This window comes from Lacihabitans sp. CCS-44, assembly GCF_024343735.1.
Lineage (GTDB): Bacteria > Bacteroidota > Bacteroidia > Cytophagales > Spirosomataceae > Leadbetterella.
In genome coordinates this window covers 102,025-117,959 of sequence record NZ_RJUE01000056.1, presented here as the reverse complement: position 1 = coordinate 117,959, position 15,935 = coordinate 102,025, and the positions used below count along the sequence as shown (strand labels likewise).

Sequence of the window (15,935 nt, the reverse complement as noted above, 5' to 3'; positions counted from 1 at the left end):
TGTATCATGAAAAAGTTATTTTTAATAGCCTTTGTATTGGTGTGTATTAGCGGGTTTTCACAAACCAAAATCACACTAAATACTGATTTGGCCAAAACCAAAATTAATAAACATATTTATGGCCATTTTGCTGAACATTTGGGCAGGTGTATTTACGGAGGAATGTACATTGGCGAAAGCAATACCAAGATTCCAAACACAGCAGGTGTAAGAAATGATGTAATTCAAGCTTTGAAAGAGCTAAAAGTGCCAAACCTTCGTTGGCCAGGTGGTTGTTTTGCAGACGCTTACCAATGGAAAGATGGTATTGGTCCAAAAGCAAATCGCCCAAAAATGGTGAATGTTTGGTGGGGTGGTGTAACCGAAGATAATAGTTTTGGTACACACGACTTTCTAGATTTGTGTGAGAGAATCGGGGCAGAGCCATATTTGGCTGGTAACGTAGGGAGTGGTTCAGTAAAAGATTTGGCAGACTGGGTAAGTTACGTAAATCAGCCAACTGGCAGTCCAATGTCTGATCTTAGAATCCAGAATGGACGCAAAGAGCCTTGGAATGTAAAAATTTGGGGAGTTGGTAACGAGGCTTGGGGCTGTGGTGGAAACATGACGGCTGAGTATTATGCGAATATCTATCGTCAGTATGCTACATTTATGAAAGACATTACGCCAGAATCTAAACTTTACAAAGTGGCCTCAGGTGCAAGTAGCGATGATTTTAATTGGACAGAAACGCTGATGAAAAACATTCCGCATAGTCAGATGTCGGCACTGGCATTGCATCATTATTCGGTGTTGAGTTGGGTAGAAACCAAAGGCCCTTCGGTGGGTTTTTCAGAATCAACTTATTTCAAAACCATGCAAGAAGCTTGGAAGATGGAAGAGTTTGTGACCAAGCACAGCACCATTATGGACAAATATGACCCTGAGAAAAAAATTGATTTGATTGTGGACGAATGGGGCGGTTGGTACGACACCGATGCCGAAGGCAAAGGAGCATTGTATCAGCAAAACACCATGCGTGATGCCATGATTGCAGGGCTTACGCTCAATATATTCAACAATCATGCAGACCGTGTTCGTGGAGCAAATTTAGCTCAAATCGTCAATGTTTTGCAGGCGGTTATTTTGACCAATGAAGAAAAAATGTTGCTCACTCCGACATTTCACGTCATGAAAATGTATAATGTGCATCAAGATGCTACACTTGTGCCCATGACCATTGAATCGCCAACTTACGAATTCAGTGGTAAAAAACTGACAGCCGTTTCTTCGTCGGCATCAAAAGACGCTTCGGGAGCATTGAATATTTCAATAACCAATATTGATTACCGCAAATCACACGAAATTACAATCAGTCTGAGAGGTGAAGATTTTTCTAAAGTTTCTGGGCAAATTTTGGCATCATCAAACATCAGCGATCACAATACTTTTGAGCAGCCAAACAAAGTATCCGTAAAAGATTTTTCTGGTACGAAACTAGAAAAAGGTGTTTTGAAACTTTCGATACCTGCTTATTCTGTATTAGTTTTGACTTTAAAGAAATAAAAGAGTTTTAGCGATAAAAATATGAGAAAAATAAACCTGTTGATAGTCGGCCTATTTTTTTGGCTTAATGCTTTGGCTCAAAACCCTCAAAAAATTGAAATAGATGCTACCCAAACTTTGGTGCCCATTCAACCAACGATGTATGGTATTTTCTTTGAAGACATTAATTTTGGAGCGGATGGTGGTCTTTATGCTGAACTTATCAAAAATCGTTCGTTCGAATTCGAATATCCGTGGATGGGCTGGAAACATTTGCCGCAAGCCGAAACCCGTTTCAATACAAGCAATGAGCTCACAATATTTAACAATGCCAGAAACAATCCCACAAACCCCCGAGTGGTAAGAGTTGAAAAAAGGGATGCTTCGCAAGAATTGGGACTTCAAAATGAAGGATTTGATGGTATTGGTTTAAAAAAAGGCGAGATGTATGATTTTTCAGCTTTTGTGAAAATCAATAGTGGTGATGTATATATTGAAGTGCAGCTACTAAACGAAAAAGGTGAAGTAATTGGTTCTACTCAAGTTCGGTCTAACTCCTTGGGTTGGGGTCGTGTAGAAGGGGTCATTACCGCCTCAGAAACTGTGCAAAAAGGAAAAGTGAACATTAACTTTAAAGGCAAAGGTCAACTCGATATCGATCAAATATCACTTTTTCCGCAAGATACTTGGAAAGGCCGCAAGGGTGGTCTTCGTAAAGATTTAGTGCAATTGTTGGCCGACATGAAACCTGGTTTTGTACGTTTTCCAGGAGGATGTATTGTAGAAGGCCGAACCCTGGCGGAGCGTTATCAATGGAAAAAAACGGTTGGAAAAGTAGAGAACCGTGAGCTCTTGGTCAACCGTTGGAACATGGAGTTCAGCCATCGACCAGCACCTGATTATTACCAGACATTTGGCTTAGGTTTTTTTGAATATTTCCAAATGTGTGAAGACATCGGTGCTCAACCACTACCAATTCTTTCATGCGGTTTGGCTTGTCAGTTCAATTCCTCAGAAACTACCCCTCTCGAAGACTTAGACCCATTCATTCAAGATGCCATAGACCTAATAGAGTTTGCCAATGGTGATGTAAACTCAAAATGGGGAGCTTTGCGTGCCGAAATGGGCCATCCCCAGCCTTTTAATCTTAAAATGATTGGTATAGGAAATGAACAATGGGGTCAAGAATATTTTGAGCGTTACGAGAAAATTTCAAAAGCCGTAAAAGCTAAATATCCTGATGTGAAATTAGTATCGGGAACGGGTCCTGCTTCTGATGGAGAGTTATTCGAGCAAGCAGAAAAAGCTTTGCCAAAGTTAAATGCTGAAATTGTAGATGAGCATTATTACAAAGACCCAAAATGGTTTAGAGACAATGCAAAACGCTATGACAACTATGATAGAAACCGGTATAAGATTTTTGCTGGTGAATATGCGGCTCAAAGCCATGCCATAGTTAGTCCCGACAACAAAAACAATTGGGAATGTGCTTTGTCAGAGGCTGCGTTTATGACAGGTTTGGAACGCAATGCTGATGTGGTTTATATGACATCGTATGCACCACTTTTTGCACATGTTAACCGCTGGCAATGGACGCCCGACTTGATTTGGTTCGATAATTTAACAGCCTTTGGTACAGCCAATTATCAAGTTCAAAAACTATACGCCACAAACGCTGGCTCAAGTACTTTGTCTATCAAATCCAATGGAGAAAATTTAACCGGACAGCAGGAGCTGTATGCTACGGCCGCTTTCGATGCTAAAACCAACGAGGTAATCATTAAATTAGTAAACACTTCAGCCACAAATAAAGCTTTGGAGCTAAATATTAAAGGTTTGGCTAAAACCACCTTTGGAAAATCTATAATATTGGCAGATAAAGACCTGAAAAACTTCAACACGATAGACAAACCTAATAAATTTATACCTATTGAATCAACCTCGAGTGTTTTGAATGGTAAAACATTGGTAAATTTGGATGGATATACTTTTCAAATTATTAGAATAAAAAAATGAGTATTAAATATACAATTGGACTAGACTACGGTACGGATTCTGTAAGGGCACTTTTAGTAGACACTAACGGAAATGAAATCTCCTCTCATGTTCACTATTATGCCCGTTGGAAGAAAGGTTTATATTGTGATCCCACCAATTCACAATTCCGTCAACATCCATTGGACTATTTGGAAGGCTTAGAGAATGCCATAAGGGGTGCTTTGCAAGATCAAAGCCAAGGAGTTATCCAAAACATAGTAGGAATTTCGGTAGATACAACAGGCTCAACACCAGTTGCCGTAGATGCAGAAGGAACGCCTTTGGCACTTTTGCCAGAATTTTCCGAAAATCCCAATGGCATGTTTATTCTCTGGAAAGATCATACAGGAAACCACGAAGCCGAGCAAATCAATAAGCTGGCACATGGCTGGAAAGTGGATTATACCAAATACGTTGGTGGCATTTATTCTTCAGAATGGTTTTGGGCAAAAATCTTAAGAACACTCAGAGTTGACCCTAGTATTCGTGAAAAAGCCTTTTCTTGGGTGGAGCATTGCGACTGGATTTCGGCGGTGTTGACCGGAAACACCAATCCGCTAACATTGAAAAGGAGTCGTTGTGCAGCTGGCCACAAAGCCATGTGGCATCCAGAGTTTGATGGCTTGCCATCTGAAGAGTTTCTAAGCACTTTGGATCCTCTTTTGGCAGGTTTAAGAGAAAGATTATTTTCGGAAACCTATACTTCTGACCAAGCCATGGGCAATATATCTGCCGAATGGGCTGAGAAACTAGGTTTACCTAAAAACGTAATTATTGGTGTAGGGGCGTTTGATGCCCACATGGGCGGCGTGGGTGCCGAGATTGAGCCTTACTCACTTGTTCGTGTCATGGGGACATCCACTTGTGATATGTTGATAGCTCCTAATGACGAAGTCGGTCATTTGTTAGTAAAAGGAATTTGTGGTCAGGTTGACGGTTCTATAATACCAGGAATGTTGGGCATGGAAGCGGGTCAATCTGCTTTTGGAGATGTGTATGCTTGGTTCCAGAAAATGATTCTCGGACCAGTTTTTGATTTGTTGGAAAGCCAAGAAGAAAAAGACAAATTGTCAGAAAAGTTAATTCCACATTTATCAGAAAAAGCCGCCCAAATTGTTTTAACAGAAAATGATCCAATCAGTTTGGATTGGTTTAATGGCCGGCGAACACCAGATGCAAATCATACTTTGAAGGGTGCTATTTATGGTCTAAATTTGGGCTCTGATGCAGGTCAGATCTTCAAAGCATTGGTGGAGGCAACAGCCTATGGTTCAAAGGCCATCGTTGAAAGATTTATCAATGAAGGTGTGCCAATCAACCAAGTAATCTCAATTGGTGGTGTAGCTAAAAAATCAACTTTCGTGATGCAAACCCTGGCTAATGTCCTAGATATGCCAATCAAAGTCGCTAGTTCGGATCAAGCATGTGCACTAGGTGCCGCCATGAATGCCGCTACTGCCGCTGGAGTATTCACAAACATAAACGAAGCTCAAAAGGCTATGGGCTCAGGTTTTGATGCAACCTATTTCCCTGAGAAAGAGAAAGTAGAGATTTATAAGAAGCTTTATGAAAAATATTTGTCGTTTGGGCAGTTTATTGAAAATAAGGGATAAGGCATTCAGGCACAAGGGACAAGACCTGAGGCACAATTAAAGATAGAAAGATAAAGAATTTTTAGAATACGATGGATAAAATATTAAGCTACAGGGATTTATTAATATGGCAGAAGTCTATGGATTTAGTTACGGACATATATAGAGCATCTGCTAGATTTCCAAAAGAAGAAGTTTACGGTCTGACTTCCCAAATTAGAAGATCCTCTATTTCTGTACCAAGTAACATAGCTGAAGGTTATGGTAGACGTTCAACTGGTGATTATAAAAGATTCTTAAGTATTTCATTAGGCTCACTTTATGAATTCCAGACTCAATTAGAAGTTTCCAAAAGGTTAAATTATTTAGAGGAAAGTGAATTTGAACCCCTGAATAATCTAAGTAAAGAAATCGAGAAAATGACAAATTCACTAATCTCAAAACTATAGTTAAAAAAAGATTTCTTTAGGTATGACTAAAGCCTTTTGCCTTAGTGCCTAAAATAAACAAAAACATTCACTTATGCCTAATGCCTTTTGCCTTAGTGCCTTTTAAAATAAAAAAAATGATAGACTTAAAACAATACGAAGTTTGGTTTGTAACTGGCAGCCAACATCTTTATGGAGAAGAGACCCTTCGCCAAGTAGATGAGCATTCTAAAATTATTGCTGATGCATTAGATGCTTCTGGTGATATTCCTGTAAAAATAGTTTTTAAGCCTGTTGTTAAAACTCCAGAAGAGATTCTGACGATTTGCAACGAAGCCAATTACGCCAAAAATTGCATTGGAATTATTACTTGGATGCATACTTTTTCTCCATCTAAAATGTGGATAAAAGGACTAACAGCACTTCAAAAACCCCTGCTTCATCTTCATACTCAATTTAACAGAGACATTCCTTACGCAAGTATCGACATGGACTTTATGAATCTTAACCAGTCGGCACATGGCGACCGTGAGCATGGATTTATATTGACCAAAATGAACATTAACCGCAAAACGGTGGTGGGCCATTGGGATGCCCCAAGTGTAAAAGCCAAAATTGGGGTTTGGACAAGGGTGTGTTTAGGTCGCAACGAAATGAAAAATCTCAAAGTGGCTCGTTTTGGTGATAATATGCGTCAGGTGGCGGTAACTGATGGTAACAAAGTATCAGCCGAAGAAAAATTCGGGATGGCTGTAAATACCTATGCAGTAGGAGATTTGGTTAAAATAATCAATCAGTTTTCAGATGCTGAAATAAATGCATTGGTAAAAGAATATGAAGAAACTTATGTGATGATGGATTCTTTAAAGTCCAATGGAAGCATGAGGTCCTCGTTGATAGAAGCGGCCAGAATCGAATTGGGAATCAAGGCGTTTTTGGAAGACGGCGGTTTTGGAGCCTACACCAATACATTTGAAGATTTGCATGGAATGCGTCAATTACCCGGCATTGGCTCGCAACGTATGATGGCCGCAGGTTACGGTTACGGTGGCGAAGGCGACTGGAAAACTTCGGCCATGACCCGTGTAATGAAAGTGATGGCAACAGGATTGAAAGGCGGGACTTCGTTTATGGAAGACTATACCTATCATTTTGACCCATCCAATCCTATGGTTTTGGGTTCGCACATGCTCGAAATATGCCCAAGTATTGCGGTCGATAAAGTAAGTTGCGAAGTACATCCTTTAGGAATTGGTGGTAAAGAAGACCCGGTAAGATTGGTATTTAATGCTTGTGCCGGACCATCGATAAACGTGAGTTTGATAGATTTGGGTAGCAAATACAGATTATTGGTAAATGAAGTGGAGGCAGTTTCGGTAACAGAGAGCTTCCCGAAACTTCCTACCGCAAGAGCACTGTGGAAACCCCTTCCAAACATGGAAACTGGCTTGCAAGCATGGCTTATGGCGGGCGGAGCTCATCATACTGTATTTAGTCAAAACTTGACTACTGAATATCTTGAAGACTTTGCAGAAATGTTTGATATAGAGTTAGTTGTGATAGATGCCGATACTAAGATTCGTGATTTGAGGAATCAGTTGAGGGGATGAGTTTGGCACACGGATTTAAAGGATTGGACACAGATATAGATTAAATTAAGCTAAAAACAATATCGGTGTCAAATCTATCAAATCCGTGTTCTATTAAATATTTAATATCCAAATGAATAATTACAAAGAACTTAAACAAGAATGCTTCGAAGCCAATATGCAACTTCCAAAACTGGGTCTGGTGCTGTTTACTTTTGGTAATGTAAGTGCGGTAGATAGAGCAAATGGCGTTTTTGCCATTAAACCCTCTGGAGTGCCTTATGAAGAATTGAAATGGGAAGATATCGTAATCATGGATTTTGATGCCATGGTAGTTGAAGGTAAAATGCGACCATCTTCTGATACCAAAACCCATGCCTTACTTTATAAAACTTGGGACGATATTGGAGGCATAACGCATACCCACAGCACACATGCAGTCGCTTGGGCTCAGGCGGGTTTAGATATCCCGATTTTCGGAACCACTCACGCCGACCATACCCACCAAGATATCCCTTGTGCACCAGCACTTTCTGACGAAATGATTCAGGGCGATTATGAACACGAGACTGGTAACCAAATTTTTGGTATATTTGAGCAAAAAGGGTTAAGTCATAAAGAAGTAGAAATGGTGCTTTTGCAGAATCACGGGCCGTTTACATGGGGAAAAGACGCTGCAAAGTCTGTTTACAATGCAGCGGTTTTGGAGGAAGTGGCCAAAATGGCAATGTTAACGTTACAAATAAATCCGAATACCGCCAGATTGAAGGATTCTTTGAGAAAAAAACATTATGAAAGAAAACACGGCAAAGATGCTTATTATGGACAAGGATGTTAGTTTTGGAAAATGTAATTATTTAATCGGAACCGTAATGCCAGATTTTCAATTCACTCATAACTCATAACTCATAACTCATAACTATTTTAAAATCAACCCTAAATAAAAACGTATGAAACTTGGATTGGAAACGCTCGATTATCTTATTTTCTTGGTCTATTTTGTGATTGTGGCCAGTTACGGCTATTGGGTCTACAAAAACAAAGGCAAACAAACCGCTGACTCAAAGGACTTTTTCTTGGCCGAAGGCTCTCTTACTTGGTGGGCAATTGGAGCCTCATTGATAGCTTCAAATATCTCCGCAGAGCAGTTTATTGGCATGTCGGGACAAGCTTTTCAACTTGGTTTGGCCATTTCGGTATATGAATTATTGGGCGGTGTGTCATTAATTATTGTGGCAGTATATTTCTTGCCCATGTATCTCAACAACAAGATTTTTACAATGCCTCAGTTTTTGGCTAAACGCTATGATACTCGTTTGGCTACAATAATGGCTGTTTTTTGGTTGTTTCTTTATATTACCGTTAATCTCACTTCAATCATATACCTTGGAGCTTTAAGTTTAGAAAAAATGACTGGCTTTGGTTTTATGCCATGTGCATTTTTCTTGACTATTTTCGCAATAATTATTACTCTTGGAGGCATGAAGGTAATTGGCTACACAGATGTGATTCAGGTAGTATGTTTAGTAATTGGAGGATTGGCTACTACCTATTTGGCTTTGGATTTATTGTCGAATAGGGTAGGTTCTGGCTCGGGAGTATTAGAAGGACTAAGCTTGATTAAAGAAAAAGCAGATAGCCATTTACACATGATGTTTAGTCCTGGGCAATACTCGGTTCATGATGGGAAAGGCGGCTTTATAGATGCATACAAGCAATTGCCGGGTATCATGATGTTTGTCATTGGTGGTCAGTGGGTAAATAATCTTAACTATTTCGGATGTAACCAATACATTACTCAGCGAGCTTTGGGTGCAGATTTGAAAACAGCTAGAAATGGACTTCTTTTCGCTTCTGGTTTAAAAATGTTAATGCCGTTTATTGTGGTGTTGCCTGGTTTGGCGGCTTATGTTTTGTTTCAAGAAAATGCCGATCCTGCCATAGTCAATGGTATTACTCAAAATGGAATAGTTAAACCTGACAATGCCTATCCAGTTTTGTTGAATATTTTGCCTACGGGTCTTAAAGGATTAGCTTTTGCAGCCCTTACGGCGGCTATCGTGGCAAGTTTGGCGGGTAAAGCCAACAGTATATCCACCATTTACGTATTGGATATTCATCAGAAGTTTTTCAACAAAAACATGAGCGAAAAGCAAACGGTGCGTACGGGAAGAATCGCAATTCTAGTTTCTTTTGCTTTGGCCTTGATGATTAGTCCCTTGTTAGCTAATTTCGGGCAAGCTTTTGAATACATTCAAGTGTACACTGGATATATTTCTCCGGGCATTTTGTCCATTTTCCTTCTTGGATTCTTCTGGAAAAAAACCACAGCAAACTCTGCATTGGTTTCTGCTATTTTGAGTATTGCTTTGAGCAGTTTGATAGCCTATGTGTGGCCAGAGTTTCCTTTTATGAACCGTATGGGAGTAGTGTTCTGGATTTGTGCTTTAGTCATGATTGCCATGAGTTTGGTAGAATCTAAGGGCAAAGAAAGTAACAACGCCTTTGAAGTAAACAAAGAATGGTTTAAAGTTACGCCGGAATTTAGATATGGTACAATCGCTATTGTCACAGTATTTTGTATCATCTACTATATATTTTGGTAGAACTCACTAATTTTAAAACAATTTCAACCATAAACATAAACAATGAAAAAATTATTAATCGCAATAACTGCTCTAGCGGCCGTTGCATGTAACAACAATAAAACAAACGAAACGAGTATGTCGGAAACTAATATTTCTGAAGCACCATTTGGTGTTTTGGCATCAGGAGATAGTGTGAAACTTTACACTTTAAAAAACGCCAGCGGAATGGAAGTAGCCATTTCGGATTTGGGTGGAACCATTATCAAATGGACTGCTCCAGACAAAAACGGTAAATTTGAAGATATCACATTGGGTTCAAACAATCCAGAAGATTATCTTTCAAATACCAAATACCTTGGTGCTTTAATAGGTAGATTTGGAAACAGAATTGCTAAAGGAAAATTTTCGTTAGACGGCAAAGAATATACACTAGCCATAAACAATGGTCCTAATTCTCTACATGGAGGCTCGAACGGTTTCAACGCAGCCATTTGGACAGCTACGCCCATCGAAGGAGCAGAACCAGCATTGAAACTTACTTATTTGTCTAAAGATGGAGAAGAAGGTTATCCTGGAAACTTAAATGTGGAAGTGGTTTATACTTTGAAAAATGACAATTCCCTTTCCATTGATTACAAGGCTACAACTGATAAGAGCACAGTGGTGAATTTAACTAATCATGCTTATTTCAACTTGAAAGGCGAAGGCAATGGCGACATTACGGATCACGAAATCACCATTAATGCTGATAAGTTTTTGCCAACTGATGCAGGATTGATTCCGACAGGTGAATTGAAACCAGTAAAGGGAACGCCATTTGATTTCACAACAGCTCATTTGATTGGAGAAAGAATCAACGACACCACAGATATTGATATTAAATTGGGTGGAGGTTATGACCATTGCTGGGTATTCACAGATCAAACCAATAAGCTAAAGTCTGTTGCCAATGTTCTTGAGCCAGTTTCAGGAAGAACAATGGAAGTATTTACTACCGAGCCTGCAGTTCAGTTTTATACAGGAAATTTCTTAAACGGAAAAGCAACAGGAAAATCAGGCAAAAAGTATGAATTCAGATACGGTTTTTGCTTGGAAACCCAGCATTTTCCAGATGCTCCAAACCAATCAGCATTCCCAACAACAACCTTGAAGCCAGGCGAAACCTATACTTCTACGACTGTTTATAAGTTTGGAGTAAAGAAATAAAAATACGGTCAGACGATAGTCGGACCCGAAATCAAATACTTGCCACGATAACGCGAAATTATTTTCAGTTGTCGTGGCTTTTTTTCATTAGTGCGGTCAGACGCTAGTCGGACCTGAAAATATATTTTCTTATCATCCTAGAACTCAACTCCAAAAGCTCTCAGTTCATTCCAGAAAAAGCTTAAAAACAAAAAAAGCAGTAGAAATATAAATCTCTACTGCTTTTCATATAAACTTTATTATCTAATCAATGACCTCCTTTCACATTGGCTACTTCCTTGTCAAAATCAATATTTTGTTTTCTGAGTACTTGTTGTACTCTAATGCCAAACCAGAAAAGGTAAGCAAAACAAGCTACAGCTAACAAATACGAAGTTTGAATACCCACAGTATCAGCAATAACTCCTTGTAAAACAGGAATAATCGCCCCCCCCAAAATCATCATAATCATAAATGCCGAACCTTGGTTGGTGTATTTTCCGAGTCCTGCAGTTCCTAGTGAAAATATACTTGGCCACAAAATAGAACAGAAAAGTCCACCACTTATCAAACTAAACAATGCAATTTTTCCTTCTGTAAAAACACCAATTAAAGTCATAATCGCTCCAACGCCGGTATAAATCAACAAAGTTCTAACTGGCTTTTCTTTTGCCATAAAAAACGATACAATCATCACAATAACGCAAAAACCGTAAGGATATAGGTCGCTCACATCGCCACTCATAATAGAGTTTACATACAATACTATTCCAAAAGCTACAAAAGGCACCACTACCCAAAGAATTTTCTTTATACTATCTGATAACCCAAAGTTTCCAACCGATGCGGTCCAGCGACCCACCATCATACTTCCCCAAAAAAGCGAAACATATTTAGATACTTGCGAAGAAACCAAGCCCTGCGTTTCTTTTAAATACTCAGGTAAGTTACTCCCAATCGTTACCTCCACACCAACATAGACAAATATGGCACTCATACCCAATATCAACTGGGGATATTTTAACGCACCAAGTCCAGCTTCCACATGTTCATCGTTGGTTATTCTTGGTAATTTAGAAATCCAAAAAAACACCGCTACCAAAACAAACAAGCCGCCAAGTAACAAATAAGGCACTTTTACCGACTCTATGGTTGCACTCAGGGCCGCCTCAGGCGAAATAGACCCGAAAATGGCGTAAGAAACAATCAGTGGCCCAATGGTACCTCCAAAGTTATTTACTGCACCTCCAAGGTTGATTCTTGTAGCCCCTGTTTCTGGAGGTCCTAAGGCTATCATGAACGGTTGAGTTGCTGTTTGTTGTAATGAAAATCCTAAACCAACCACAAACAAAGCTGTCAAAAGTAAAAAGTAAGATTTTGTTTCTGCTGCTGGATAAAATATCAATGAGCCGACAGCTGAAATTATCAAACCATAAATAATTCCGTTTTTGTAACCAATTTTGTTCAAAATGTCGGTTTTCATTATGCTAGATAGTAACAAATAGAGCACCGAGCCCACAAAATATGCTGCATAAAAAGCAAAATCTACTAGCTGAGCTTGCCATTGTTGAAGTTCAAATTTTTCTTTAAAAAGCGGAATCAATATTCCGTTTGATGCTGCCACAAAACTCCAGAAAAACCAAACGGTCATCAAAGTATAAAGTGCAGGTAAATTGGTTGAGTTGCTTTTGTTCTCCATTGTTTAGGGTTATTATTAGTTTACTTCTGATTCATCTTGCCATTCATAAAACACGTTTTTTGCAGCGTCCCAATTGGGGTAAATCTCAAAATGCTTTTCTTTTACAAGTTTAAAAATTACGTCTCGCAATTCTGCAATATTTTCATTTTTTGTAGCTGAAATAAAAACAACATTTTCTGCGTTTTTCTTCAAATATCCAGTCTTAAGTCTTTCAAGATTTATTTTCAGGTCTTCTTCAGTTGCTAAGTGCCTGTCTAATCCTTCCACAGATAAAGGTTTAAACTGGTCTAATTTATTAAAAATGATAACTGTAGGTTTGTCTTTGGCTTCGATATCAGCCAGTGTTGCGTTTACAACATCTATTTGTTCTTCAAACGAATCATGTGAAATGTCTACAACATGCAACAAAATATCGGCTTCTCTTATTTCATCTAAAGTAGACTTAAAAGATTCTATAAGGGTAGTTGGCAGTTTTCTAATAAACCCAACCGTGTCAGTTATTAAAAAAGGGATATTCCCCAAAACCATTTTTCTAACAGTAGAGTCTATAGTTGCAAATAATTTGTTTTCCGCAAAAACTTCGGTTTTAGCAAGTTTTTGCATCAGTGTAGATTTACCAACATTGGTATATCCCACTAAGGCCACTCTTACTAATTGACTCCTTTCCTTTCTTCGTGTGGCCGACTGTTTGTCTATTTTCTCCAATTTTTCTTTTAGAAGAGCTATTCGATCTTGAACTATCCGCTTATCCGTTTCAAGCTCTTTTTCTCCTGGGCCTCTCATACCTATACCTCCTTTTTGCTTACTCAAGTGCGACCACATTCTAGTTAGTCTTGGCAACAAATATTTATATTGAGCTAACTCTACCTGTCTTTTGGCCTGATCTGATTGTGCTCTCTGCGAGAAAATATTTAAAATCAATAAGCTCCTATCTAAAACTTTAATATTTTCGAAAGCTTTTTCAAGGTTTCTCACTTGCGACGGGCTCAACTCATCATCGAAAATGATGGTATCAACTGGATTTATGGTTATCCAAGCCTGTATTTCTTCCAATTTGCCCTTACCCACAAAAGTCTTTTGGTCGGCGTAGTTTAACCTTTGAACAAACACTTTCATAGTTTTCACACCAGATGTTTCAGCTAAAAACGCCAATTCATCAAGATATTCTTTTGTCTTTTCGGCATTTTGCTTTTGTGAAATTAATCCCACCAATATGGCAGTTTCTTGCGGTTTAGTAGTAGATATAAGAGGTTTGTTTTGCAATTCTTGAGTTTTTATGTTTTGTCTGAGTCCAAATGCTCGCGTTTATGAAAATATAGCTTTGTTAATGTCATTATTCAACAACATAACTTAAAATGAAGTTTTCCTATGAATATTTCTAATATTGAGTTGAGAAAGAAGAAATCATTCGATTTTATTTTTTAATACAAATTAAGACAATATTAGCGATTTTTTTGTTCAACTGGTAATTCTTCACTCTCTAAACTTTGGCACAGGACATTCGCAAAGCTTTAAAAATCTAAGAGTCAAATCTAATGATTTTTGTAAAGTGTTATAAATCAATCTTTTATTTCTTTAGAGTAGATTTTTTTTATTTTTTTTAATGATTTACAAAAATACTGGCACAGTATTGGTAATGCATAATAGCATAACGCAAAGTTATTAAACGGATAGAAACATCGTCATAAATACTTTGTAATGTTAAAAAACGTAGATTTGATTGGAATTTTATTTTTCGCTTTTTACATTTGCTAACTAGAATCAAACACGACCAAAGATATTAGAGCTTAGCTCTTAAAGATTTAATCCCTCGTAACGGCCAGTGGCCAGCACATGGATTATTAGGAAAGCACGTAAGTCGGAATCCCTGTCACTATCATTGAGGCAGGGATTTTTTTTGTTACTTTTGTATCCCAATTATTTTTCTATTGCAATGAAGTTCGTCAAAACTACAGACATATCTAACAAAAAAGCCCGCTTCGAGTTTTTCTTTCTTGAAGAATATTCCGCAGGTATGGTACTCTCAGGGACCGAGATAAAGTCTATCAGAGAAGGGAAAGTGAGCATGGCCGATGCCTATTGTTTTTTTCAAAAGAACGAACTTTACGTTAAAAACCTCAACATATCTAAATACGACAATGGCACTTATAACAACCATGAGCCACTACGTGAGCGTAAATTGCTCCTCAACCGAAAAGAGATAAAAAAACTAATCAATAAACTTACCGACAAAGGCCTCACCATCATACCAACCCGAATCTACATAAACGAAGGTGGCCTTGCCAAGCTCGATATAGCCTTGGCAAAAGGCAAAAAACTCTACGATAAACGTGAAAGCATTAAAGAAAAAGACGTTTCAAGAGACAGAAGTAGAGGCGAATAGGTTTTATAGAACTATATACCTAACACTCTAGTATTTAAAGAATTGACCACTCAATATTATTTTCTGATTAATTTCATTTCTTAGGTTCATATTTCAGAAAGAATTCATTAAATTGCCTGACAATTAGTCTATTATTCAAAAACCTAATTGTTTATGGGGCGGAAAGTGTTAATCCTAAATGCCGACTACAGAGCCATCAGTATCTGTACAGTTCCAAAGGCATTCTTGTTGGTATATCTTAATAAAGCAGAAATGGTAGCTGAAAATCCAAAAGATAAAATCAGAACTATTAATAAAAACTACCCCCTTCCATCCATCATTCGTCTTAATTCTTATGTCTCAGTGCCATTTCGAAATGTGGTAATGACCCGTCAAAATATATTTAAACGTGACAACAACACATGTGCTTATTGTGGTAAGCAAAATGATTTAACATTAGACCACGTAATGCCAAAATCCCGTGGAGGCAAAACACATTGGGAAAACCTAGTCACTGCCTGCAAACGTTGCAATTCCGAGAAAGGCAGCTACACGCCCGAAGAGGCAAAGATGCACTTAAAAGTGAAACCTTTCAAGCCCACCTTCCTGATGTTTGTAAGAGATTGCTCGGGTAACTTGGAAGAAAATTGGCTGCCGTTTTTGAGTAAGAGTAGATAGGCTTCTGCCAGAATGCTCCAATTACAAGTTGTTCTGGTAATCAGACAATTCCCTTTGTGCAACTTCGTTGAATTTTGTGTATTTTCTGCAATAGTTTTTCAAAGGTATTCAATACGGCCGGATTTTGACGAAATCTCACAATAACCGAGAGTTGGGCCAATGGTGGCTGAGCGGAGTCGATGATGGCTAAGCGGAGTCGATGGTGGTTGAGCGGAGTCGATGGTGGCTGAGATAGCTAAGGTAATTACAAATA

Annotated in this window: 12 protein-coding genes; 10 read left to right on the top strand and 2 right to left on the bottom strand. The window is 38.5% G+C overall.

Annotated features, from left to right (window positions below; translation table 11 throughout):
* The first annotated feature begins 6 nt into the window (after positions 1-6).
* From EGI26_RS11455 to EGI26_RS11420, 8 genes are all read left to right on the top strand, one after another.
* Complete coding sequence (locus tag EGI26_RS11455) at positions 7-1,545, top strand: alpha-N-arabinofuranosidase (RefSeq protein ID WP_255078455.1); 1,539 nt, start codon at positions 7-9, stop codon at positions 1,543-1,545.
* A gap of 21 nt (positions 1,546-1,566) precedes the next feature.
* Complete coding sequence (locus EGI26_RS11450) at positions 1,567-3,540, top strand: alpha-L-arabinofuranosidase C-terminal domain-containing protein (RefSeq protein WP_255078453.1); 1,974 nt, start codon at positions 1,567-1,569, stop codon at positions 3,538-3,540.
* Entirely contained in the window at positions 3,537-5,174 is a 1,638-nt protein-coding gene (locus EGI26_RS11445; protein WP_255078451.1) for a ribulokinase, read from the top strand. The genes EGI26_RS11450 and EGI26_RS11445 overlap by 4 nt, the downstream gene beginning before the upstream one ends.
* A gap of 71 nt (positions 5,175-5,245) precedes the next feature.
* The gene (locus EGI26_RS11440) at positions 5,246-5,602 is read left to right on the top strand and encodes a four helix bundle protein (RefSeq protein ID WP_255078449.1); all 357 of its coding nucleotides are present in this window, start codon (positions 5,246-5,248) and stop codon (positions 5,600-5,602) included.
* Between the two features lie 116 nt (positions 5,603-5,718).
* The gene (gene araA, locus EGI26_RS11435; RefSeq protein WP_255078446.1) at positions 5,719-7,191 is read left to right on the top strand and encodes an L-arabinose isomerase; all 1,473 of its coding nucleotides are present in this window, start codon (positions 5,719-5,721) and stop codon (positions 7,189-7,191) included.
* A gap of 112 nt (positions 7,192-7,303) precedes the next feature.
* Positions 7,304-8,008 (top strand): L-ribulose-5-phosphate 4-epimerase, encoded by a 705-nt coding sequence (locus EGI26_RS11430; protein WP_255078445.1) that lies wholly within the window; start codon positions 7,304-7,306, stop codon positions 8,006-8,008.
* A 112-nt stretch (positions 8,009-8,120) separates the two neighbouring features.
* Positions 8,121-9,776 carry a sodium/sugar symporter gene (locus EGI26_RS11425; RefSeq protein ID WP_255078443.1) on the top strand — a complete coding sequence of 552 codons (1,656 nt, stop codon included), beginning with the start codon at positions 8,121-8,123 and terminating at the stop codon, positions 9,774-9,776.
* Positions 9,777-9,818: 42 nt separating this feature from the next.
* Positions 9,819-10,964, top strand: a complete 1,146-nt coding sequence (locus EGI26_RS11420; RefSeq protein WP_255078442.1) for an aldose epimerase family protein — start codon at positions 9,819-9,821, stop codon at positions 10,962-10,964.
* A gap of 247 nt (positions 10,965-11,211) precedes the next feature.
* Here EGI26_RS11420 and EGI26_RS11415 read toward each other — a convergent pair whose 3' ends face one another.
* Positions 11,212-12,642, bottom strand: a complete 1,431-nt coding sequence (locus tag EGI26_RS11415) for an MFS transporter (protein ID WP_255078440.1) — start codon at positions 12,640-12,642, stop codon at positions 11,212-11,214.
* 15 nt (positions 12,643-12,657) lie between these two features.
* Positions 12,658-13,905: a GTPase HflX gene (gene hflX, locus EGI26_RS11410; protein WP_255078439.1), complete on the bottom strand. Its 1,248-nt coding sequence runs from the start codon at positions 13,903-13,905 to the stop codon at positions 12,658-12,660.
* Positions 13,906-14,575: 670 nt separating this feature from the next.
* On the opposite strand from hflX, the gene smpB reads away from it, so the two are divergent.
* The gene (gene smpB / locus EGI26_RS11405; protein ID WP_255078438.1) at positions 14,576-15,025 is read left to right on the top strand and encodes an SsrA-binding protein SmpB; all 450 of its coding nucleotides are present in this window, start codon (positions 14,576-14,578) and stop codon (positions 15,023-15,025) included.
* 153 nt (positions 15,026-15,178) lie between these two features.
* Positions 15,179-15,682: an HNH endonuclease gene (locus tag EGI26_RS11400; RefSeq protein WP_255078434.1), complete on the top strand. Its 504-nt coding sequence runs from the start codon at positions 15,179-15,181 to the stop codon at positions 15,680-15,682.
* The last annotated feature ends 253 nt before the right edge of the window (positions 15,683-15,935 follow it).